The organism is Tardiphaga sp. P9-11, from assembly GCF_008329525.1.
Taxonomy (GTDB): domain Bacteria; phylum Pseudomonadota; class Alphaproteobacteria; order Rhizobiales; family Xanthobacteraceae; genus Tardiphaga.
In genome coordinates this window covers 1,322,608-1,344,310 of the sequence record NZ_NPKQ01000002.1, presented here as the reverse complement: position 1 = coordinate 1,344,310, position 21,703 = coordinate 1,322,608, and the positions used below count along the sequence as shown (strand labels likewise).

General features: G+C 60.4%; 24 protein-coding genes and 1 tRNA gene. 13 read left to right on the top strand and 12 right to left on the bottom strand.

Annotated features, from left to right (window positions below):
- Window positions 1–291 precede the first annotated feature (291 nt).
- A complete protein-coding gene (locus CIW50_RS12695) occupies window positions 292–654 on the bottom strand; it encodes a VOC family protein (protein WP_149531534.1) in 363 nt (120 codons plus the stop codon).
- Between the two features lie 131 nt (window positions 655–785).
- On the opposite strand from CIW50_RS12695, the gene CIW50_RS12690 reads away from it, so the two are divergent.
- Complete coding sequence (locus tag CIW50_RS12690; protein ID WP_149531533.1) at window positions 786–965, top strand: hypothetical protein; 180 nt, start codon at window positions 786–788, stop codon at window positions 963–965.
- Between the two features lie 393 nt (window positions 966–1,358).
- On the opposite strand, the gene CIW50_RS12685 is transcribed toward CIW50_RS12690, so the two are convergent.
- A complete protein-coding gene (locus CIW50_RS12685; RefSeq protein ID WP_149531532.1) occupies window positions 1,359–2,516 on the bottom strand; it encodes a sensor histidine kinase in 1,158 nt (385 codons plus the stop codon).
- Window positions 2,517–2,725: 209 nt separating this feature from the next.
- Between CIW50_RS12685 and CIW50_RS12680 the strand changes: the two genes are divergently transcribed.
- Window positions 2,726–2,920, top strand: coding sequence for a hypothetical protein (locus CIW50_RS12680; protein ID WP_149531531.1), 195 nt, complete (start codon window positions 2,726–2,728; stop codon window positions 2,918–2,920).
- Window positions 2,921–3,024: 104 nt separating this feature from the next.
- On the opposite strand, the gene CIW50_RS12675 is transcribed toward CIW50_RS12680, so the two are convergent.
- The 5 genes from CIW50_RS12675 to CIW50_RS12655 all read right to left on the bottom strand — a co-directional run bounded on the left by CIW50_RS12675 (window position 3,025) and on the right by CIW50_RS12655 (window position 6,348).
- Window positions 3,025–3,489, bottom strand: a complete 465-nt coding sequence (locus CIW50_RS12675) for a GNAT family N-acetyltransferase (RefSeq protein WP_149531530.1) — start codon at window positions 3,487–3,489, stop codon at window positions 3,025–3,027.
- A gap of 60 nt (window positions 3,490–3,549) precedes the next feature.
- Entirely contained in the window at window positions 3,550–4,053 is a 504-nt protein-coding gene (locus tag CIW50_RS12670; RefSeq protein ID WP_149531529.1) for a hypothetical protein, read from the bottom strand.
- 68 nt (window positions 4,054–4,121) lie between these two features.
- Window positions 4,122–4,196 (bottom strand) — tRNA-Val (locus CIW50_RS12665).
- A gap of 169 nt (window positions 4,197–4,365) precedes the next feature.
- On the bottom strand, window positions 4,366–5,628 hold the full coding sequence (locus CIW50_RS12660; protein ID WP_149531528.1) for a coiled-coil domain-containing protein: 1,263 nt from the start codon (window positions 5,626–5,628) through the stop codon (window positions 4,366–4,368).
- A 135-nt stretch (window positions 5,629–5,763) separates the two neighbouring features.
- Window positions 5,764–6,348 (bottom strand): DUF1134 domain-containing protein, encoded by a 585-nt coding sequence (locus CIW50_RS12655; protein ID WP_149531527.1) that lies wholly within the window; start codon window positions 6,346–6,348, stop codon window positions 5,764–5,766.
- Between the two features lie 113 nt (window positions 6,349–6,461).
- Between CIW50_RS12655 and CIW50_RS12650 the strand changes: the two genes are divergently transcribed.
- Window positions 6,462–6,956 (top strand): YHS domain-containing (seleno)protein, encoded by a 495-nt coding sequence (locus CIW50_RS12650; protein ID WP_172980299.1) that lies wholly within the window; start codon window positions 6,462–6,464, stop codon window positions 6,954–6,956.
- 10 nt (window positions 6,957–6,966) lie between these two features.
- Here CIW50_RS12650 and cysQ read toward each other — a convergent pair whose 3' ends face one another.
- Window positions 6,967–7,803, bottom strand: a complete 837-nt coding sequence (cysQ, locus tag CIW50_RS12645) for a 3'(2'),5'-bisphosphate nucleotidase CysQ (RefSeq protein WP_149531526.1) — start codon at window positions 7,801–7,803, stop codon at window positions 6,967–6,969.
- 169 nt (window positions 7,804–7,972) lie between these two features.
- Between cysQ and chpT the strand changes: the two genes are divergently transcribed.
- The 6 genes from chpT to CIW50_RS12615 all read left to right on the top strand — a co-directional run bounded on the left by chpT (window position 7,973) and on the right by CIW50_RS12615 (window position 14,604).
- Entirely contained in the window at window positions 7,973–8,635 is a 663-nt protein-coding gene (gene chpT / locus CIW50_RS12640) for a histidine phosphotransferase ChpT (protein ID WP_172980298.1), read from the top strand.
- A gap of 200 nt (window positions 8,636–8,835) precedes the next feature.
- Window positions 8,836–11,538 carry a hybrid sensor histidine kinase/response regulator gene (locus tag CIW50_RS12635; protein ID WP_149531524.1) on the top strand — a complete coding sequence of 901 codons (2,703 nt, stop codon included), beginning with the start codon at window positions 8,836–8,838 and terminating at the stop codon, window positions 11,536–11,538.
- An 11-nt stretch (window positions 11,539–11,549) separates the two neighbouring features.
- Window positions 11,550–12,044 carry a chemotaxis protein CheW gene (locus CIW50_RS12630; RefSeq protein WP_149531523.1) on the top strand — a complete coding sequence of 165 codons (495 nt, stop codon included), beginning with the start codon at window positions 11,550–11,552 and terminating at the stop codon, window positions 12,042–12,044.
- A gap of 45 nt (window positions 12,045–12,089) precedes the next feature.
- Window positions 12,090–12,455, top strand: a complete 366-nt coding sequence (locus CIW50_RS12625; RefSeq protein ID WP_149531522.1) for a response regulator — start codon at window positions 12,090–12,092, stop codon at window positions 12,453–12,455.
- Between the two features lie 104 nt (window positions 12,456–12,559).
- A complete protein-coding gene (locus CIW50_RS12620) occupies window positions 12,560–13,726 on the top strand; it encodes a protein-glutamate methylesterase/protein-glutamine glutaminase (RefSeq protein ID WP_149531521.1) in 1,167 nt (388 codons plus the stop codon).
- Window positions 13,723–14,604 carry a CheR family methyltransferase gene (locus tag CIW50_RS12615; protein WP_149531520.1) on the top strand — a complete coding sequence of 294 codons (882 nt, stop codon included), beginning with the start codon at window positions 13,723–13,725 and terminating at the stop codon, window positions 14,602–14,604. Before CIW50_RS12620 ends, CIW50_RS12615 begins: the two co-directional genes overlap by 4 nt.
- Before the next feature lie 6 nt (window positions 14,605–14,610).
- On the opposite strand, the gene CIW50_RS12610 is transcribed toward CIW50_RS12615, so the two are convergent.
- The 4 genes from CIW50_RS12610 to ctrA form a co-directional block, all read right to left on the bottom strand.
- Window positions 14,611–15,768, bottom strand: a complete 1,158-nt coding sequence (locus CIW50_RS12610) for a glutathionylspermidine synthase family protein (RefSeq protein ID WP_149531519.1) — start codon at window positions 15,766–15,768, stop codon at window positions 14,611–14,613.
- A 6-nt stretch (window positions 15,769–15,774) separates the two neighbouring features.
- Complete coding sequence (locus CIW50_RS12605) at window positions 15,775–16,164, bottom strand: hypothetical protein (RefSeq protein ID WP_149531518.1); 390 nt, start codon at window positions 16,162–16,164, stop codon at window positions 15,775–15,777.
- Window positions 16,161–16,571, bottom strand: a complete 411-nt coding sequence (locus CIW50_RS12600) for a DUF350 domain-containing protein (RefSeq protein ID WP_149531517.1) — start codon at window positions 16,569–16,571, stop codon at window positions 16,161–16,163. The genes CIW50_RS12605 and CIW50_RS12600 overlap by 4 nt, the downstream gene beginning before the upstream one ends.
- A gap of 160 nt (window positions 16,572–16,731) precedes the next feature.
- Window positions 16,732–17,433 carry a response regulator transcription factor CtrA gene (gene ctrA / locus CIW50_RS12595; RefSeq protein ID WP_068737116.1) on the bottom strand — a complete coding sequence of 234 codons (702 nt, stop codon included), beginning with the start codon at window positions 17,431–17,433 and terminating at the stop codon, window positions 16,732–16,734.
- A gap of 372 nt (window positions 17,434–17,805) precedes the next feature.
- Here ctrA and fliI point away from each other — a divergent pair, with 372 nt between their 5' ends.
- The 4 genes from fliI to CIW50_RS12575 all read left to right on the top strand — a co-directional run bounded on the left by fliI (window position 17,806) and on the right by CIW50_RS12575 (window position 21,303).
- Entirely contained in the window at window positions 17,806–19,131 is a 1,326-nt protein-coding gene (gene fliI / locus CIW50_RS12590; RefSeq protein WP_149531516.1) for a flagellar protein export ATPase FliI, read from the top strand.
- Window positions 19,132–19,240: 109 nt separating this feature from the next.
- A complete protein-coding gene (gene fliJ / locus CIW50_RS12585) occupies window positions 19,241–19,660 on the top strand; it encodes a flagellar export protein FliJ (protein WP_092149167.1) in 420 nt (139 codons plus the stop codon).
- A 204-nt stretch (window positions 19,661–19,864) separates the two neighbouring features.
- On the top strand, window positions 19,865–20,413 hold the full coding sequence (locus CIW50_RS12580; protein WP_149531515.1) for a sigma-70 family RNA polymerase sigma factor: 549 nt from the start codon (window positions 19,865–19,867) through the stop codon (window positions 20,411–20,413).
- Window positions 20,413–21,303, top strand: a complete 891-nt coding sequence (locus tag CIW50_RS12575) for an anti-sigma factor (protein ID WP_149531626.1) — start codon at window positions 20,413–20,415, stop codon at window positions 21,301–21,303. Before CIW50_RS12580 ends, CIW50_RS12575 begins: the two co-directional genes overlap by 1 nt.
- Window positions 21,304–21,703 lie beyond the last annotated feature (400 nt).

The following is a 21,703-nucleotide window of genomic DNA, read 5'->3' as shown; positions in this document are numbered from 1 at the left end:
AAGGCCGCTATGCAGCTCGCCTTCTGGCTCACGGCTTCACTATTGATCGGCGCTTTCTCTGCCAGCCTGGCGGCGACCGAGGGTGGTGGACTTCGAGACGGAACCTGGAAAACGCGTCGCACGCGATAAGGAGAGAGCAATGCCTATTCTGCTATGGCTACTTGGAATTCCCCTACCACTGATCATTCTGGTTCTGCTGCTCCGATGAAATCAAAGGCCCCGGAAAACGGGGCCTTTGTTCATTTTCCAATGAGCGCGGCCTTAGAGCCCGCAATCAGCTGAGCGACGCAATTACGACGAATGCAAATGTGCGAGGATATTAATCAGACGGCCGAACGGGTCGCGAACGTAGAAGCGCCTCACGCCCCAGGGTTCTTCCCGCGGTCCATATTCGATGGCCATTCCTGCTGCCTCAACGCGCTTTAACACCTCCTCAAAGTCATCGACCTCAATTGAAAGATCGGGAACAGCAGTGCCAGAACCTCCCTCGCTCGCGATGCTGACCTGTGGTGCGGTCAAAGACTCTGGCGCAGCAAAGGTGACAATCCAGCCATGGTTCATGACTAGGTCGAGGCCCAATATCTCGCCGTAGAAGGTGCGAGCGACTTCAGGCTGCGGGGCCGCGATGTTGGCGACGATACGTTTAACGGCCATTATATTTCCTCTCGTCGCTTATCATCGCGGATCTGCCATTTTACCCGATGGCGGGGAGGGCGTCACGCTGCGGCCTGCCTACGGCCGCCTTGCAATTTGAACCTGCCAGGCCCCATTAGCGACCTAACAGCATGAAGAACGTGATCTATAATATCTGGAATAGAGTTGCCGACTGGATCGATGCTGCCATCGAACTCTATGACTGGACCGTCGATAGGCCCGGTCCTAACAACAGATTCGCCAGACCAGATAAAATTCTGGCTTCACCAAAGAAGCAGATCAGTGATTTCGACAGCGGGAACGGGCGCTAGAATCGGAATGAGCCTAGAAGACGTTCATCCCGTGGTCAGTCATTCCGACCGGGTTTCAGTTTTCATTCCGACCCGTCACCTGCTTTTGTTCTTGGACAGGCTCGGTGCTGGCCGAAATAGGCCACTGCAATTGTGCTATGCTCCCGCTGGGGAATGGGGATTCTACCGAGTGCTGCATTGAACAGTTCAGTGTGATGTCCAAGAGGTTCAACCGGGTCGTTGGGGCTGAACCATCTATCCCGGTAATCGCATGGTGCGAGGACCGGCGAGATTTCGCACGCGCGAGCTGGCCGTCGCAACCTGCCACGGCGAAATCAATGACGGCATTGAACGAACCCGACGCGCCGCTCGGCGGCGCACAGCAAAGTAGAGTCCGACCAAGACCTCCAGGCTCTATTTGTTCATCGAAGCAACGGGCACTTCCAGAGTGTAAGTGAAGCCCGATGGCGGGTAAGCCAGATGGACAGACCCGCTCAATTGCTGCCCGAGCGATTCCATCATGCGAGTGCCGAAGCTTCGGCGAGTGGGCGAGTAGACATGCGGGCCGCCGGTTTCGATCCATCTTAAGGTGAGCCGCTGAGATGGATGGTCAACCGTCCATTCAATCTTCACGCGACCTGCAGGGTCTAACAGAGCTCCGAATTTCGTGGCATTGGTGCAAAGTTCGTTGATCGTCATCGCAAGTGCGATCACTGCAGCCGAAGCAATATCAAGTTCCGGCCCTGATAAAACGAAACGGCCAGCAATCCTCGTGTCAAAAGGCTCTATAGCTTTGCGGAGTGTCATTCCAAGCTCCGCGCCGGCCCAGCTCACCTGCATCAACAGATCATGCGCTCGACCGAGAGCGAGAAGCCGCCCCTCGATGGCTTGCTGTGCATGCTGCACACTCGTGGCGGTTCGCAGGCTTTGAGACGCGATAGCACTGACCGTCGCAAGCGTGTTTTTGATGCGATGATGCAATTCCCCAAGGACAAGTTGTTGCAGCTTGTCGGCAGCTTCGCGCTCTTTGGCGTCTATGCCGGCCTGCGCGAGCAACAACTCGGCATCTATTCCGGCCTGTTCCAACAATAGTCGCAAGCTTCCGTTTTCGGCTGTCAGGGTTTCCTCGACGGCGGAATGTGCGCTCAATGTCGGATTGGCAGTCAAGGCCGCCTGTCCAGAGACTACTTCGAGCGCGCCTTTGCCCATCATGTCCTGCAGTTCAGCGATCATCTGCTTACTGTCGATGGGCTTACCGAAGAAGCGGCTATTCTCAGGCTTCTCTTCAGCCGACGGGTTGATCTGACCAGAAACGAGGATGATCTTAATGTCGGGCCATCTTTCATGAACAGCGTGTGCGAGCTTCAGTCCATCAATGCTCCCGGGCATCTGAATGTCTGAAAGCAGAAGCGAGATATCGGATCGTGCTTCGAGAACGCTCATGGCCTGATCAGCATTGGTTGCTTCGACTGCAGTAAATCCTGCGTCCTCAACAATATCGACGGCTCGCATCCGCAGAACCATCTCGTCTTCGACGACCAGTACGTTTGTTTTGCTAGTTGGACTCACCATAGCTGCTCCTATTAAGGCGGGAGCATTACAGGGCCCTCAGTCACCGAGCGCCTGTTGATTTGGAGGTGATGTTGCAACAGTACTCCGTCCGGTGTTTGATGTCGAAGAATCTATTCCCGCGAATGAGTGCTCGACCATGGAACTGAATACCATTCCGCGCATTGACCAAACGTCTCCCGCAAGAAAAACACAGGGCGACAAGGTGAATCATGAAAATTGCCAATAACGAGAAGACGCTGCGCGAAGTGCGGCGGCTGACGCAGCTTGCTCGGGAAACCGACGACGGCATCTTGCGAGCTGATTACTATAGGCTGGCGCAGCAGTCACGAGATCACCGGGTCACCGCACTCCCGCAAATTGACGGGCCGAGCGTAGCGACCCAACCGAAGCCACCTGCGATTTAATAGCGTTCATAGTCTAAATGCTATGCATCCTTGACCATTTGAGCACCGCTGGAAGCCGAGGAGCACCTGCATGGATTTTACTTGCATGGTCGAATCTTGCTTGGTCATGAGTGCATGGGGCATAGGTGACACTCCATCACAATCGTCCGTTCGTCGCCGTGATATTCATCGCGAACTGATTTGAAGCCCATGCGCTCGTAAAATCGTTCGGCTGTTACGGTCGAGGGGACGGACAGTTTTTCGATGCCACGTTGCCTGGCCTGTTCAATCACAGAGGAAATGAGTAATTTCCCGACGCCCGTGCCCTGAGCATCCGGCGAAACGAACACGGTGCGAACGACAGCTTGGTCTAAACTCGCCGTCCCAACGATCCGGCCTTCGATTTCTGCAGTGAACACGGTGCGTTTCGCAATTAAGGCTTCTACCTTTTCAGGTGCGAAGCTTTCTTCAACGCTAGCTATGATTTCAGGGCTATAGTCGCGACTATTCGTCTCTCTCAGTGCGCTGATAATGACTTTGCTGATGTCGGAAGCATCGCTTGGCTTCGAATGGCGGACTTCACAGTTCATGATTTTTGGCGCTTCCGATTTCAATTTTGGCCCGTCGTCCGTAGTTGCGCAGACCTCACGCTAAGGCTTCTTCCAGTTCGGCGCTGCAATGGCTGCGAAGCCAGTGAAGGCGCGCTCCATGGTCCTGCCGCCGTGCCGCTCCAGTTGGCGCATGGCCTCGATAGCCAATATCAGGGCGCGCTTGTTGCCGGCGACGGATGAATAGCGATCTACGGCCATGACCATAGGACACTTCTTAAGCATGAAGTAGACGGCAACGCCGGGGTCGTCCTGTCGCCGCTGGTCGGCATATGGAATGGCATCCTCCCGCAGTCGGACGTTCGATGAGGTCACGACGCTACCGGCACCGAGCCGCTGCAGCTCGGCGATGAGCTGGTCACGGGCTTCGCCCATCATCAGCTTGTCCCGCCCGCTGATCCGGCTATCGCTTTCGCGACGGTAGGTTGACGTGCAGGCCAGCCATCCGGCCACTGAAGCGGGAACGCTTCTGCGCTCATCGGCCCAGCCCCCCGAGCGAACAGGTGGGAAACAAATTCCACGGATCGGCGTGCGCGGTTCACGCATCGTTCCGTCGCGAGTTGCCAATTAGAAGAAGTTGAGGATGGAAAAAGCCCTTATTTCAGGGGCTTAAATGGTGGGCGCACAAGGGATCGAACCTTGGACCTCTCCCGTGTGAAGGGAACGCTCTCCCGCTGAGCTATGCGCCCGGGATGTCGTACAGACCAAAAGGCCGGGCAGGTGGGCCCGGCGGGGACTGACGTCAGTGGCGCGATTTAGGGAATAGGGGGCGGGGGTGTCAAGCGAACCCTGCCGCACATCCGCACAATAAGTCCCCCATCCGGCCGGTTGGGCCGATCCGGGTTCCTGGGCGTGCTTCTAGCCCGGTTGGGGCGCGCGGGAGGCGTGGGACTGCAGCGCCCGGATGCGGTCTGCGAGGGTGCTGTTGGGGGCAAAACCGGTGTCGTTCGCGGGGCGCGGCTGCGCTGTCGGGGCCGGTTCGGCGGCCAGGATCGCCTCGATGGGCGAATTCGGGCCCTCCAGCGTCATCGCCATCTTGGCCACTTCGGCGGCAATGTCGTTGATGCGCTCGCGCAGCAGGGCGTTTTCCATGCGCTCGGTGGCCCATGCGCTCTCGGCCTGCTGATGGACGCCGTTGAGATCGCGTTGCAACCTGGCGCGCTCCTCGCGGGCGGTGGCGAGCTCGGTCTCCACGGCGGCCTTTTCGGCGCGCAGTTTCTCGATGACGGGCGATCCCTTGGCGCCGTTCATGGCGGCGAGTTCGACGCGCAGGTCGCGCGCGATCTGTTCGGCGGCCTCATTGGCCTGGCGCAGCTGGCTGTTCTCGAAATCGCGCTCGGCCAGGATCCTGGTCTGGGTCGAGAGCTGGCTCTCAAGGTCGGTGACGCGGGCGCCGAGCTGTTCGGCTTCGCGCACCTGGATGGTGAGCTGCTGATCCAGATCCGTGACGCGCTGGCTGAGATTCTCGACCCGGGAGCGGGCCTCGGTCAGTTCGCGTGTCGCGGTGTCGGATTCGCCGCGCTGCAGCTCCAGCCGGTGCTGCGTGGTCGCGAATTCCTGTTCGGCATCGCCGACGCGGCCCTTCAACTCCTCGACCTGTGCACGCACGGCGATGAGCTCGATCTGGCGGCTGTCGGCCACCATGGAGCGGTCGGAGAGTTCATGGTTGAGCCTGGCGAGTTCGCTTTGCTTGTCGCTCAGCGCCTGTTCGGCCGATCGCAGCGACGCGGCCTTGGCGGTGAAATCGGCTTCGGTGGCGCCGAGCTTTTCCTTCACGGCGGCTTCGCGGGCTTCCAGCGCGAAGATCGTGGCGTTCTTCTCGCCGAGTTCGAGCTTCATGCGGTTGATGGCGTCGGATTTCTTGCCGAGTTCGGCGAGCTGATTGGTGGTCTTGTTCTTGAGCTGGTCGACGCTCATTTCCAGCCGCCGTGCCGACATCGCGAATTCCGCGCGCAGCTGGTCCTTGTCGGCCTGGATTTCCGCCATCGACAGCGGCGTGGCTGCTTCGAGCCGGCGGGTGGTGAGGCGAACGGCGCGGTTATGGACCAGTGGCATGATCATCAGGCCACACAGCATCGAGACCAGAAAACCGATCGCCAGATACATGATCGGCTCAACCATGACAGATGCTCCCACGCGCTCAAATGCAGCGGCTACCATGCCATGGCGGCCGGGGCAAAGACAGCGTAACGCCTCGTTAACCTTTACTCAGCCGTTCAGAAGCGCTTGATCGCGGGGGCTGCCGGAGCGATGGGCCTAGAACGGATTCCAGGTCGCGCTGGGGGTATATTTGAGATAGCCGATATTGGCGCCGAGCCGCAGGCCGAGACCCGAGCGGATCGGGACCAGCACGACATTGTTGGCAGTCAGTGCCGTCATGCCGAAACCGCCGATGATATAGGCGGAGCCGTCGATGCCGCCGAAGCGCTGATAGATCGCCTGGGTGGCGGGCAGGTTATAGACCAGCGTCATGGTGCGGGCGCCGTCGCCGCCCCAGTCGAAGCCGACCGACGGACCCTGCCAGTAGACGCGCAGATCGCCGGCATTCTTCGTATAGAGCGTGCCTTCGCCGTAACGCAGGCCTGCCACAATCGCGCCGCTGCCTTCTTCGCCGAGGATGTAACCGTTCGGCAGGCCCCACTGGCTGACGGCCTTCTCGATCACCGAGGCGAGGCCGCGCGAGACGTTGCCGAAAAACCGGTGTCCGGCCGTCATGAGTTCTTCGGACCGATAGGTATCCGGTCCGGCCTGGCCGCGCGGAGGTTGCTGCGCAGAGGCCGGCGAGAAGGCGAGCGTGAACGTGGCTAGCGCCAGCGCTGCCAGGCGTGATGCGAAGGTCATGAAAAGAACCCCTGGTATTTCAAATTAGCGACCGCGGCTTTAACCGGATGCTGAGAAGCACGGTCTAACTCTGCAGTCATTGTCCCCGACTCCCTATACTATCGGTATCAACTATGACGGCACAACGGCGGGAATTGTCAGGCAGGAGCCGTGGAATTGCCTTGATTCTGCTGCTGGCGGCCATTTTTGCCCCTGCAGGCCTCCGCGCTGCAACCAATGAACGCGTCGTCACTGACCGATATACGGGTCTCGCGATCGGCGGTTTCGATCCGGTGGCCTATTTCACAGAGGCCCGTCCGATGCTCGGGCAGCCCGATTTCGAGTTGTCGGAAGAGGGCACCGTCTGGCGCTTCCGCAACGAGGGCAACCGCGCCTCCTTCGCCGCCCATCCGGAGATCTACGGCCCGCAATTCGGCGGCTACGACCCCGTCGATGTCGCCCGCGGCGTCGCCTTTGCAGGCAATCCGCGGCTGTGGCTCATCGCCGGCGAGCGCCTCTATCTGTTCGGCCGCGAGGAAACCCGCGACGCTTTTGCCACGGCACCTGCCAAATACCTGCCCGAAGCGCGCAAGCGCTGGCCCGGCGTGCAGGATATCCTGGCGAAATAGCGCAAATGCCTCAGTTGCGCGCGGCCGCCGCGCGGTCGCCCCACGCAATGAATTCCGGCACGATGAAGTCTTCCCGGTTGCCGCCGAAGCGAAGCGCCTTGCCAAAGGTGTCCGTCACCTCGCCGCCCGCAGCGACCACCACGGCGTGGCCGGCGGCCACATCCCACTCACAGGTCGGCGCCAGTCGCGGATAGATGTCTGCCTGGCCTTCAGCCACGCGGCAGAATTTCAGCGCAGAGCCGAACTCCTGTCTCACCGCGCCGGGGCGGCTGGCGATGAAGGCTTCGGTCCGGTCGTCGCCGTGGGAGCGGCTTACGGCCGCAGTCCAGGCAGAACCGGGAGCCGGCGCTGTCCGCGTTCGGATAGGCGTCACTTTGTCGACGGAGAGGTCCGGCGCGATCTCGACGCGTTCGGCACCGCGTCCGACCAGCCCGCGCCAGATCAGCCCGAGGGCGGGTGCGCCCACGATGCCCAGCAATGGTGCGCCATCGACGATGAGGGCGATGTTGACAGTGAACTCCTGGCGGCCGGCGACGAATTCCTTGGTGCCGTCGAGCGGGTCGATCAGGAACAGACTGCCCGCATAGGGCGGCTCCGCGAGGTGCAGGCGTTCCTCCGACAGGGAGGGGATTCCGGGAAACAGCCGAGCCAGCCCTTCGCCGATGACTTGGTCGGCGGCGAGATCCGCTTCGGTCACGGGCGAGCCGTCAGCCTTGCCGTTCACGCTCATGACATTGCGGTTGACCTTGAGGATGGCAGCGCCGGCCAGTGCCGCCAGTTCGGTCAGCGGCTCCATCAAAGTGGCAGCACGCGCGACATCCATGGCCGGAAGGGGATCATTCGTCATCGAGTAGCCTTCATCCTCTGCGCCTCATCCCGGTTCATTTCTACGCCGGGGCGGTGCGCCGGTGGACTTTGCCAGCCTTGGTGTGGTCGCGCCACCATCTGCGGTGTATCTAACCGTAAAGCAAATGCTTGATTCGCCGTTCATTCTGTGTGGCCCAGGAGCGCATTTCATGTCTGATACCCCCACTCCCGGCGAGGTTACTTTGAGTCTGGCGCCCGATGCCCTCGAACTCGCGGCATTGCTTTGCTCGCGAGTATGCCACGACCTGATCAGCCCGGTGGGCGCAATCGTCAACGGGCTCGAAGTGCTCGACGACAATCCCAAGCCGGACGACAAGGAATTCGCGCTCGACCTCATCCGCAAGAGCGCCAAGACCGCGTCGGCCCGCCTGCAGTTCTGCCGGCTCGCCTTCGGGGCTGCCGGTTCAGCTGGTGCGCAAATCGACCTCGGTGACGCGCAGACCATGTCGCGCGGTCATCTCGAAGACGCCAAGACCAAGATCGAATGGAATCTGCCGCGCCTCCTGCTGCCGAAGAACAAGGTCAAGCTGCTGCTCAATATGCTGGTGATCGCGCAGCAGACGATCCCGCGCGGCGGCGTGCTCAAGGTCGATGGCATCGGTGAGGGCGAGCCGCAGGGCTTCAAGATTACCGCTGCAGGCCTCAACGCGCGTCTGCCGCAGGCCATCGTTGATATGCTGGCCTCCGAACAGGTTGGCAGCATCGATGCCCATGCCGTGCAGCCCTACTACGCGCGGTTGCTGGCACAGGCTTGCGGTCTCAAGGTGAGTTTGGTGTCCGAAGGCGATGCCATCGTCGTCACCGCGGCCTGATCGAGAACTCATTCAACTCTTAATGAACTCTTTACGGATCCGCCGCCCGGCGGGTCCGTAAAGCCATATGCGTATAGCTAATCGCTGCGTTCATTGTTTTTGGGAATGCTCAACTAATATTAAACGCTTTGCGCGGAAAGTAGCCAGACTTCGAAAGGCGTAGCGAAAGTCGCGCGCCTCGAGTGTGAAGGCCTATTTTCATGGATGATCTTCTCCGCGAGTTTTTGACGGAAACCAACGAGAGCCTGGATACGGTTGACAATCAGCTGGTCCGTTTCGAGCAGGATCCGAATAACGCGAAAATTCTCGATAATATCTTTCGCCTCGTTCACACCATCAAGGGCACGTGCGGATTTCTCGGCCTGCCCCGTCTCGAAGCTTTGGCCCACGCCGCCGAGACACTCATGGGCAAATTCCGCGATGGAATGCCGGTCACCGGAGAGGCGGTTACGCTGATCCTGACCACGATCGACCGCATCAAGGAAATCCTCGGTCAGCTCGAAGCCACGGAAGTCGAGCCTGAAGGCGTCGACGAAGATCTGATCGACGAACTGCATCACATGGTCGAAAAAGGCATGGAATCGATGACGGAATCTGCTCCTCCGATCGCGCCGGAAGCGCCTGTCGCTGCGGAGCCGGCCCCGCTGGTCGTTCCGACCCTGGAGCGTGAACTGCGTCCCGGCGAAGTCTCGCTCGAAGAGCTTGAGCGCGCCTTCCAGGAAACCGCCATCGAAGTTGCGTTGCCTGTAGTGGCTGCTGCGCCTGTTGCACCGGCGCCGGTTGCCGAGAAGCCTGCTGCTCCCAAGCCCGTGGTCAAGAAGACCGCCGTCGAAGTCGATCATCCGGAAGGCGCCGATAAGGTCGCCAACCAGTCGATCCGCGTGAACGTCGATACGCTCGAACATCTGATGACCATGGTCTCCGAGCTGGTGCTGACCCGCAACCAGTTGCTGGAAATCAGCCGTCGTCACGAGGATACCGAATTCAAGGTGCCATTGCAGCGCCTGTCCACCGTGACGGCCGAACTGCAGGACGGCGTCATGAAGACGCGCATGCAGCCGATCGGCAATGCCTGGCAGAAGCTTCCGCGTATCGTGCGCGATCTGGCCGGCGAACTCGGCAAGCAGATCGAACTCGAGATGCACGGTGCCGATACCGAACTCGATCGCCAGGTGCTCGACTTGATCAAGGATCCGCTCACCCACATGGTGCGCAACTCGGCGGATCACGGTCTCGAAACCCCGGCTGAGCGCGCCGAGAACGGCAAGCCGGAGCAGGGCACCATTCGTCTGTCCGCGTATCACGAAGGCGGACACATCCTGATCTGCATCGCCGACAACGGCCGCGGTCTCAACACCGAGCGGATCAAGGCGAAGGCGATCTCGAACGGCCTCGCCACCGAGGCAGACATCGAGAAGATGTCTGAAGCCCAGATCCACAAGTTCATCTTCGCACCGGGCTTCTCGACTGCGGCTGCCGTTACCAGCGTATCGGGCCGCGGCGTCGGCATGGACGTGGTGCGCACCAACATCGATCAGATCGGCGGCACCATCGACATCAAGTCGGTCGCCGGCGAGGGCTCCAGCGTTACCATCAAGATCCCGCTCACGCTGGCCATCGTGTCGGCGCTGATCGTTGAAGCCGGCGGCGATCGCTTTGCCATTCCGCAGCTCGCAGTCGTTGAACTGGTGCGTGCGCGCGCCAATTCCGAACATCGCATCGAGCGCATCAAGGACACCCCGGTGCTCCGTCTGCGCAACAAGCTGCTGCCGTTGATGCATCTGAAGAAGCTGTTGCAGATCGATGATGGCTCGTCGGCCGATCCCGAGAATGGGTTCATCGTCGTGACCCAGGTAGGCAGCCAGACCTTCGGCATCGTCGTCGATGGCGTCTTCCACACGGAAGAAATCGTCGTCAAGCCGATGTCCACCAAGCTGCGCCACATCGGCATGTTCTCGGGCAACACCATCCTTGGTGACGGTGCGGTGATCATGATCGTCGATCCGAACGGCATCGCACAGGAGCTTGGTGCTTTGGCATCGAGCGCCCACGAGATCGCCGATGAGAACGCCGCGATGCGCGCGATGAATGCCGAACAGCTGACGTCGCTGCTGGTGTTCCGCGCCGGTTCGGCGCAGCCGAAAGCTGTACCGCTTGGTCTCGTCACGCGTCTCGAAGAAGTGACTGTTGACAAGGTCGAACTGTCGAACGGTCGCTACATGGTCCAATATCGCGATCAGCTGATGCCGCTGGTGCAGATGGAAGGCGTAACAGTTCGTACGTCGGGCACCCAGCCGATCCTCGTTTTCGCAGACGACGGTCGCTCGATGGGTCTGGTCGTCGACGAGATCGTCGATATCGTCGAAGAGCGCCTGCACATCGAAGTCGCAAGCGGTCGCGAGGGCATCCTCGGCTCTGCGGTCATCAAGGGTCTGGCCACCGAAGTGATCGACGTCGGTCACTTCCTGCCGATGGCGTTCGCCGATTGGTTCTCGCGTAAGGAAATGCGCGTGTCCTCAACTGCCCAATCGGTGCTGCTGGTGGACGACTCTGCGTTCTTCCGCAACATGCTCTCGCCCGTTCTCAAGGCTGCCGGTTATAAGGTGCGCGTCGCCACCAATGCGCAGGAAGGTTTGACTTTCCTGCGCTCGGGTCAGGAGGTCGACGTGATCCTCACCGACATCGAAATGCCCGACATGAACGGTTTCGAATTCGCCGAGACCATCCGGGCGGATCAGAGGCTGAGCCACACGCCGATCATCGCCCTGTCGGCGATGATCTCCCCGGCCGCCATCGAGCGCGGGCGCCTCGCAGGCTTCCATGACTATGTCGCCAAGTTCGATCGCCCCGGCCTGATTGCGGCGCTGAAAGAACAGACCACTGACGTTCGCCACGCCGCGTGAGGGAAATCGCAATGACCACCACTACTGCCACCACCACCACGACCAGGGCTCCGATCGCTGACGGCGCAATCACCGAATACGTGACCACCATGATCGGTGGCCAGCTGTTCGGCATGCCGATCTCGCGCGTGCAGGACGTATTCATGCCGGAGCGACTGACCCGCGTTCCTCTGTCCTCCAGCGACGTCGCCGGCGTGCTCAACCTGCGTGGCCGGATCGTCACTGCAATCGATATGCGCTCGCGTCTCGGCCTGCCGAAGAACGAAGACGGCAAGCCGCCAATGGCGGTGGGCGTTGATCTCCGCGGCGAATCCTACGGCTTGCTGATCGATTCGATCGGCGAAGTCCTGAAGCTCGCCGATGAGAGTCGTGAGGTGAATCCAGTTAATCTGGATCCGCGCATGGCGAAGATGGCCGATGGTGTCCATCGTCTCGATGGTCAGCTGATGGTCGTGCTCGACGTCGATCGCATCCTTGAAATCTCGCCTGAAAAGCTGGCCGCCTAAGACCGGCATTTGGACAATTTTGTCCGCGGTGGAAATGAGGCTCACATGAAGACATGTCTGGTTGTCGATGACTCCAGTGTCATCCGTAAGGTCGCCCGTCGGATTCTCGAAGGTCTCGATTTCGAGATCACCGAAGCTGAAGACGGCGAGAAAGCGCTCGAAATCTGCAAGCAGAGCCTGCCGGACGCGGTTTTGCTTGACTGGAACATGCCGGTGATGGACGGCTACGAGTTCTTGCGCAACCTGCGTCGCATGCCTGGCGGCGACGTTCCGAAGGTCGTCTTCTGCACGACGGAGAACGACGTGGCCCATATCGCGCGCGCCCTGCACGCCGGCGCGAACGAATACATCATGAAACCGTTCGACAAGGAAATCGTGTCGGCGAAGTTTCAGGAAGTCGGCTTGATCTAAGTTCTACGCCGGAATTCCGTATCTGATTTCCGGCGCCCGCCTTTTTGTTTTGTGCATTTTTTTCTTCAGTGCATTTGTTGCGTTGTGTTGCGTCCGGTGAGTTCATGAGTGTTGATGTGATAAGTCCTCCTGTTGTCGATTCGCGGTATGAGCCCTTGCGAGTCATGGTGGTGGACGACTCCGTCGTCATTCGCGGCCTGATCTCACGCTGGATCGAGGCCGAGCCCGACATGGCTGTCGCGGCATCGTTGCGCACTGGTCTCGACGCCGTCAACCAGATCGAGCGCATCAATCCCGATGTCGCCATTCTCGATATCGAAATGCCGGAGCTCGATGGCATTTCGGCGCTGCCACAGTTGCTGGCGAAGAAGCGAAATCTCATTATCATCATGGCGTCGACGCTGACCCGTCGCAACGCGGAAATCAGCTTCAAGGCGATGTCGCTCGGCGCGTCCGACTACATTCCGAAACCCGAGAGCACGCGCGAAATCGCTGCGGCTGACATCTTCAAGCACGATCTGCTGCAGAAGATCCGTCATCTTGGCGCCAAGGTGCGTCGCCTGAAGTCGGCGACGACACCGTCGATCGTGCCAATTCCCGCAGCGCGTGAAGCTGCGCCGTCCTTCCGGCCCGTCACATCAGTCGCTGCGCAGGCGCAGCTCGTAAAGCGTCCTTTTAGCCCTGTGATGCCGCGCGCGCTGCTGATCGGCTCATCCACCGGCGGTCCGCAGGCCTTGATGACGCTGGTTGCCGAAATCGGTGCCGTGATCGACAAGGTGCCCGTGCTGATCACCCAGCACATGCCGCCGACCTTTACGACCATTCTCGCGGAACATCTCGCGCGGGCCAGCAAGCGTCCGGCTCGCGAAGGTGTCGATGGCGAACTCATCAAGGCCGGTCAGATTTATCTCGCGCCGGGCGGCAAGCATATGCGCGCCGTCAAGCAGGGCGCTAACATCGCCATCGCGCTCGATGACGGTCCGCCGGTGAATTTCTGCAAGCCTGCTGTGGATCCGCTGTTCACTTCCGCCATCGACGTCTGGCAGGGCGCCATTCTCGCCGTCGTGCTGACAGGCATGGGCTCGGACGGAATGCGCGGCGGTAAGGATATCGTTGCGGCCGGCGGCAATGTCATCGCGCAGGACGAAGCATCGAGCGTGGTGTGGGGTATGCCCGGTGCAGCCGCTAATGCGGGCATCTGCTCGGCTATCCTGCCGCTCAATCAAATCGGTTCGAAAGTGGTTCGTCTTTTCTCGGGAGATCGGTCATGATACCGGCAGACTACGATTTCCTGCGTAAGTTCCTGAAGGAGCGTTCGGGTCTCGATCTGTCTGCTGACAAGCAGTATCTGGTCGAAAGCCGGCTGATGCCGCTCGCACGCAAGGCCAATCTGTCGGGCATTGAAGAGCTGGTCCAGAAGATCAGGAACGGCTCGTCCGCGGTCGCGTCCGATGTGGTCGAGGCGATGACCACCAACGAAACCTTCTTCTTCCGCGATAAGGTTCCATTCGACCATCTGCGTGATGTCGTGCTCCCGGAGATGATCCAGGCACGCGCTGCCCGCAAGAGCCTGCGCATCTGGTGTGCAGCTGCGTCCACCGGTCAGGAGCCGTATTCGATCGCGATGACCATCAAGGAAATGAGCGCCCGGCTCGCTGGGTGGCGGATCGAGATCATCGGTACCGACATCTCGCAGCAGGTGCTCGAGAAGTCGAAGTCGGGCATCTACACCCAGTTCGAAGTCCAGCGCGGATTGCCGATCCAGCTGCTGGTCAAATACTTCAAGCAGACCGGCGAGATGTGGCAGATCAACCCGGACATCCGCTCGATGATCCAGTATCGCCCGCTGAACCTGCTGCAGGACTTCTCCAGCATGGGCAAGTTCGACATTATCTTCTGCCGCAACGTGTTGATCTATTTCGATCAGGACATGAAGACGCAGATCTTTGGCCGCCTTGCCAAATGCATGGAGCCCGATGGCTTCCTGGCGCTGGGCGCTGCCGAGACCGTTGTCGGGCTGACTGACGCGTTCAAGCCGCATGCCGACAAGCGCGGCCTGTACCGTCCGAACGTCGTGCGTGCCGCGCCATCGATCGTGCCGGGCATGGCGCCCGTGGGTCTCAAGGCCGCTGCTTCGCCGGTGCGCTGAGCGCCGTCACAGAATAGCGTGCGGAATGAAGCGTGACATATTGCCGGTGATCGGATTCTCATCCTCGCGGATCGAGAGCCCGCATGGCACGTCATCGACCAGCCAGCTGCCCAGCACCGGATACTGATCCGCAAAGTTCGGTAGCGGCATCAGCATCTGCCGGATGAAACCTTCTTCGCCATAGGGACCAGGCTGCGCATCGATGGCGCTGCCGCCACTCACCAGCGTGACATTGGCGCCTTCGCGCGAATAGAGCGGCTTGCGTACATAGGACGTGCCGAGCTCAGCGGCTGCAGCGTCGTCGTCAAAATAGGCCGGCAGCAGGTTCGGGTGGTTCGGAAACATCGCCCAGAGCAGCGGCAGGATGCCCTTGTTGGACAGGATGGCTTTCCATGGCGGTTCGATCCAGCGTGTCGACGCGCCCTTCAGACGACCTCCGAATGCTTCACGGAACATCCATTCCCAGGGATAGAGCTTGAAGATCAGCTCGATCGGCTTGTCTTGCAGATCGACGAACTGCCCGGTGTCGGCATAGCCGATGTCCTTGATATCGATCAGCGTCGGCGTGAGCCCGCCTTGCTGCGCGACATCGGCGAGATACTGCACCGTGCCGCGGTCCTCGGCATTGTCCATGGCGGCTGCGAGATGCAGTGTCCCGCCGGTGCCGATCTTGCGCCAGGCACCGATGAGGCGCTCATGCAGCGAGTTGTACTGATCGGCGCGCTTCGGAATGATCTGGCGCTCGATCGCCTGTTCAAGCCAGGTCCATTGAAACACTGCCGCCTCGAACAATGAGGTCGGCGTATCCGCATTGTATTCGAGTAACTTCGCCGGGGCTTTGCCGTCGAACTGGAAATCGAAACGGCCGTAGAGGCTGGGATCACCCCGTTGCCAGCTTGCGGCGATGAAGGTCCAATAGGCCTGCGGAATTTTCAGCAGCCGCAAATAGCGTTCATCCTTGACCGCGCGGCTGACCAGTTCGCGGCACATCGCATTGAGTTCTGCGGTGGGAGCTTCGATCTGATGCTCGATCTCATCCAGCGTGAATGCGTAATAGGCGCGTTCGTCCCAATAGCGTTCGCCGGCCTCTGTGTGAAACACGAAACCAGTGGCGGCTGCGGTGGCTTCCCAGTCGTTGCGCTCGGCGCAGGCGATCCGCTGCATGCGATGTCAGCCGCCGCCCGAGAAATGCGACATGAAAGAGCCGAAACCGCTGCGGGTGACATGGCTGCTGCTGGATGACGAACTGTCATACCCACCGCTCGCCGATGAGCCGGTGCTGGCGAAGTTGCTGCGCCCGGACGAGTTATTGCTACTGCCGCCGCCGGAATAGCCATGGCCTCCTGACGACGAACTGCGCTGCTGGCATTCCTGCTGTTGACCGGCGATGGCAGGCCGGTTCGGGTCGCAATGTTCGCTTGGCATCAGCGCATAGGCGCCGCCGCCCAGTGCCATCGTCCCCATCAGCAGGAGCGCGACATGATTGGAGCGTTTGCGGGCAGGTGCTTCCTCAAGCACCGGCTGGCGCTTGCCGAAGTTCTTCGCGGGTTCGCTCGTCATGGCGAATACACCATGGAGGCGGCGTTGAGCACGCCGGCAGCGAGAGAGGCGAGGCCGAGCCAGAGGGCCGGCGCCATCTGCCCTTTGGCGATGCGATCCGATAGTTGCGGCACGGGGATGCGGAGAATGAAATAGACGGCGATCTGCACGGTCAGTGCGATGATCGCCCAGATCAGACAATCGATCACATTGGCGGAGTGAACGATAGCGCTGGCCACCGGCAGCACGAAGCCGAGCAGGCTGAGCCCGAGCGCGATCGCAGCTGGCGCGCAATCGTTGCGGATCAGTGCGAACTCGTCATGCGCTGTGATGCGCAGATAGACGAACAGATAGAGCATCACGGCGACGATGCCGGTGCAGAAATAGACCAAGAAGGCCGGCAGCCCGACCAGAGATTGCAGAACCATTCCACCCCCGACTTATACGAAAACCGTTGCTCGGTATTCGCCTATGGCATTCGTCGCGTAAAGCCTCCGGCGGGTTCATTCACGCAAACAAAAACCCCGCCGGTGGGGGCGGGGCTTTGCTGAGAACTTTCAGGGAGTGACGCTTAAGTCGGCTTGAAACTCAAGCCGGGATGCGGATCTCTTCTTCGTGCGGCTCGCGGAGCACATAGCCACGGCCCCAGACGGTTTCGATGAAGTTGCGGCCTTCGGAAGCATTGGCCAGCTTCTTGCGCAGCTTGCAGATGAAAACGTCGATGATCTTCAGTTCGGGCTCGTCCATACCGCCATAGAGGTGGTTGAGGAACATTTCCTTGGTGAGGGTGGTGCCCTTGCGGAGCGAGAGCAGCTCCAGCATCTGGTATTCCTTGCCCGTCAGATGGACGCGCTGGCCGCCGACTTCCACCGTCTTGGTGTCGAGGTTGACAACGAGGTCACCGGTCTGGATGACCGACTGGGCGTGGCCCTTGGAGCGACGGACGATCGCATGAATGCGGGCGACCAGTTCGTCCTTGTGGAAGGGCTTGGTCATGTAGTCGTCGGCGCCGACGCCGAGACCCTTGACCTTGTCCTCGATGCCGGCGAGGCCCGAGAGAATGAGGATCGGGGTCTTGATCTTGGACACCCGCAGCTGCTTGAGCACATCGTAGCCGGACATGTCCGGCAGATTGAGATCGAGCAGGATAATATCGTAGTCGTAGAGCTTGCCGAGGTCGACGCCCTCTTCACCGAGGTCCGTCGTATAGACGTTGAAGCTCTCGGATTTGAGCATCAGCTCAATCGACTGCGCAACGGCGCTATCATCTTCAATTAGCAAAACGCGCATGCCAGTCCCCTTTAGTCGCCGCTCTGGGCGTCAGGTCGGCCGCCATACTTGCGGCACCAAAAAACGCCTACGAACAACTGATTCGGATCCTGACGGGATATGGTTAACAAAACCTGATTCTTCGACGCAAGCTCTAATCGTGCAATTTTGGTCGAATCGCGATAAGATATTGCAGCAAAGACTCTTTTTGTACCTGTACCCGCTCAAGTTCCACATTAAGAGCCGGACCTAACCGACTCCATCGACTCGCCCCTTCGTTCTGATGGCGCGAATGCTCTCAGTCATCCAAGACAGTGACGTAATGATTAACGATGCGGGTAAACACGGGGTTAAGACCGAGTCAGCAATGAGTCGAAACTTAAGGGTTTTGCAATGAAAGCCCTTGCGGAACAGATCTCCGACCTCGACGGCGTCAATATTTACGGCCGGGTGGTTGGCGTGCGCGGGTTAATGGTCGAGGTCGCCGGTCCGATCCATGCGATGTCGGTCGGCGCGCGTATCGTGATTGAGACGGGCACCAGCCGCTCCATCCCCGCCGAGGTGATCGGGTTCAGTGGCAACAACGCCGTGGTCATGCCCTTTGCCGGGCTGGAAGGCGTCCGCCGCGGCTGCCGGGCGGTCATCGCCAATGCCGCCAGCCAGGTGCGGCCCTCGATCGCCTGGCTCGGCCGGGTGGTCAATGCGATGGGTGAGCCGATCGACGGCAAGGGGCCACTGCCCCAGGGCGCGGCGCCGATGCCGTATCGTGCATCCCCGCCGCCCGCCCATTCCCGCAAGCGCGTCGGCGCCCCGCTCGATCTCGGCGTGCGCGCGATGAACACCTTCCTGACCTGCTGCCGCGGCCAGCGCATGGGCATCTTTGCGGGCTCCGGCGTTGGCAAATCGGTGCTGCTGTCGATGCTGGCGCGCAATGTCGATGCCGACGTCTCTGTCATCGGCCTGATCGGTGAACGTGGCCGCGAAGTGCAGGAGTTCTTGCAGGAGGATCTCGGCGAAGAAGGTCTCGCCCGTGCTGTGGTCGTGGTCGCGACCTCGGACGAGCCGGCGCTGATGCGGCGTCAGGCAGCCTATCTGACGCTGTCGATCTCGGAGTTCTTCCGCGACGAGGGCAAGGACGTCATGTGCATGATGGACTCGGTTACGCGTTTCGCCATGGCGCAGCGTGAAATCGGCCTGTCCGTTGGCGAACCTCCGACTGCAAAAGGCTACACGCCGACGGTTTTCACCGAACTGCCGAAGCTGCTGGAGCGGGCCGGGCCCGGCACCGACGAAGGCTCGATCACCGGCATCTTCACGGTGCTGGTTGACGGCGACGATCACAATGAACCCGTTGCGGACGCCGTGCGCGGTATTCTCGACGGTCACATCGTGATGCAGCGCGGGATCGCCGAGCGCGGCCGCTATCCTGCTATCAATATACTGAAGTCGGTGTCGCGAACCATGCCGCGGTCCTGCGACCCCGCCTATTTGCCGACGATCACGCGAGCCCGGCAGATCATGGCGACCTATTCGGATATGGAAGAACTGATCCGGCTGGGCGCCTATCGCGCCGGTTCCAGTCCGGAAGTGGACGAGGCCATCCGGCTGCATGAGCCGCTTGAGGCATTCTTGCGGCAACAGAAGGACGAAGTCTGCGGACTGGCCCAAGGCTATCAGCAACTGCAACAAATCGTTGGTGGTTTGGAAACGGAACGCTAACTTTGTCAGGCCATCATGACCCCCAGAGAAGAGTTTCGGCCTGCCAGCCCCTTGCGGCCGGTCGGTTGTGTCCCGCGTTGAGACTGGGACTTCTGGGGAGTATGAGTCGATGAAGTCACGTGACACCCTGATCCGCCTGAAGAAGTTCCAGGTCGATGAGAAGCGCCGACGGGTCAATCAGATCGAAGGCATGATTGCGGATTTCCAGCGCATGTCGGTCGATCTCGAGCGCGAGATCCAGACCGAGCAGGATCGTGCCGGTATTCAGGATCCGACTCATTTTGCCTATCCGACCTATGCGAAGGCCGCGATCCAGCGTCGCGAGAATCTGACGCGTTCGGCCGATGAGCTGCGTGTGCAGCTCGAAGACGCGAAGGCACTGCTCACCGAAGCGTTCGAAGAACTCAAGAAGGTCGAACTGCTCGACGAGCGCGACCAGGCCCGCGCGCGCGACGAAGAGAACGCCCGCGAGCAGGCCGACCTCGACAGCATTGGCCTGATGCGTGCCCGCATCGGCGCAGTGGCCTGATCGCACGAGCGAAGAGAGCGGTATCCGCTCTTCCAAAACCGAATCATAGCAACCCGGGCCGCGAGGTCCGGGTTTGTTGTTTGGGGTCTATCCACAGCGTCAACAGCAACGTTGGCCCGTACAATATGATCTGTGTTACGACAGGCAGCACTGCCGAGCGGCATCTCCGTACGGCCAAAGGTATATTGAGGTTGGGGAGACGGAATGCTGACGCCGGCTGAACTGGTCTGGCTCATTGCCGCAGTTGCCAAAGGGGACGAGGTTGCCTTTGAGCGCCTCTATGCTGCAACACGCGCGAAACTCTTTGGCGTCGTGATCCGTATCTTGCGCAGACAGGATCTCGCGGAAGAAGTCATCCAGGAGGCCTTCTTCAAGATCTGGAACAGTGCCGGGCAGTTCAATCCCGGTCTGGCATCGCCGATCACCTGGATGGTGTCGATCGCTCGCAATCGAGCCATCGATGTCGTTCGCAAGAAAGGTGAAGTCTCTATCGAGGAAGAACCGGCTGCAATGGAAGTGGCAGCCGATACACCTGACCCGCTCGCGCGTCAGGAAATGACTGAAGAATTGAAGCGCTTGTTGGAGTGCGTGGGTCGGCTTGAGCCGGACCGGCAGAAACTGGTGCTGCTTGCTTACTACAATGGATGGAGTCGCGAGCAACTCGCGACGAAGTTCCAGACGCCGGTCAATACAGTAAAGACGTGGCTGCGTCGCAGCATGATGGACATCCGGGAGTGTCTGGGACTGACATGATGGCCTATAGCGAAGACCATATCGCGCTCGCCGCGGAATATGCGCTCGGCACGCTCAGTGCCGAAGAGCGCGTGCAGGTCGAGGCCATGATGTCCGTCGACAAGGATTTTGTCGCGGTGGTTGAGGCGTGGGAGCGCAAGCTCGGCGTTTTGAATCAAATGGTTGGCCTCGTCGAACCGCGCCCTGAAGTCTGGGAGAAAATCCGCGTTGCGATCGGTCTGGCCGGTACGCAGGAAGCGATCGTGCATCCGGAAGCAGCGCAGCCCGCTGTTGCAGCCGTCGCTGAGCCATCTTCCATTGATAGTTCGACAGTTGACCGTCCGACGCTCGATCGTTCGAACGTGATTGATTTCTCGCAACAGGCGAAGCGCTGGCGCGGCGTCGCCACCGGCATGACTGCGATTGCCGCCATGCTCGTTGCACTGATCGCCGTGCAGGCCTATCGCCCCGAATTGCTGCCGCCAGGCTTGCGACCGAAGGCGACGCAGCAGGTGGCACAAGCGCCCGCGCCGGTCGCACCGGCCGTAGCAGCGCAGGCGCAATACGTCGCCTTGCTGCAGACCGACGCTGCATCACCTGCATTCATTCTCACCGTCGACGCGGCGACCAAGAATTTCACGGTGCGCAAGGTTGGCGCCGAACAGCAGGCCGGCAAGAGCTATGAGCTCTGGATCGTGTCTGACAAGCTGCAGCGCCCGCGTTCGCTCGGCGTGATCGGCAGCAACGAATTCACGTCGCGCGCTGCACTCGCTGCCTATGATCCTGACGTCGTCAATCAGGCCACCTATGCCGTGACCGTCGAGCCGGAAGGCGGCTCGCCGACTGGTCTCGCCACGGGCCCGATTGTCTTCACCGGCAAGCTGATCGAGACGGTGCCACCGGCGCGGTGATCGTTTAGCTCTCTCGTCATCCGGCATCGGTGCAATGACAGTCTGTGACGCGAGAACATTTTTTCCTATATATGTTGACAATGTACCTATAAGGATTATCCTCCGCGCGTCCGGTTCGCGAGGGGCGCTTCATGAGGCGTCTTGAAGTGGGATCTGGATTGCGGCGCCTGCGGGCATGAGGGAGACGTTCCCTCGCGCACCCGGGAGGCTCGGAGGTCACCGTCCGACCCCACTACGGGGGTCTGCCGCTAGCGTGCGGCTGGACTGGGACAGGTAGGCGCGGGAAATCCGCTACCGCCACGTCCCAGGAAGAACGGTCCCCGGCCAAAAATCGCCGCGGTGGCGCGCCCTCAAGGCGTTGCGCGGTTGCAGCTTCGTCGCCGACGGCGAAGCGGATCGC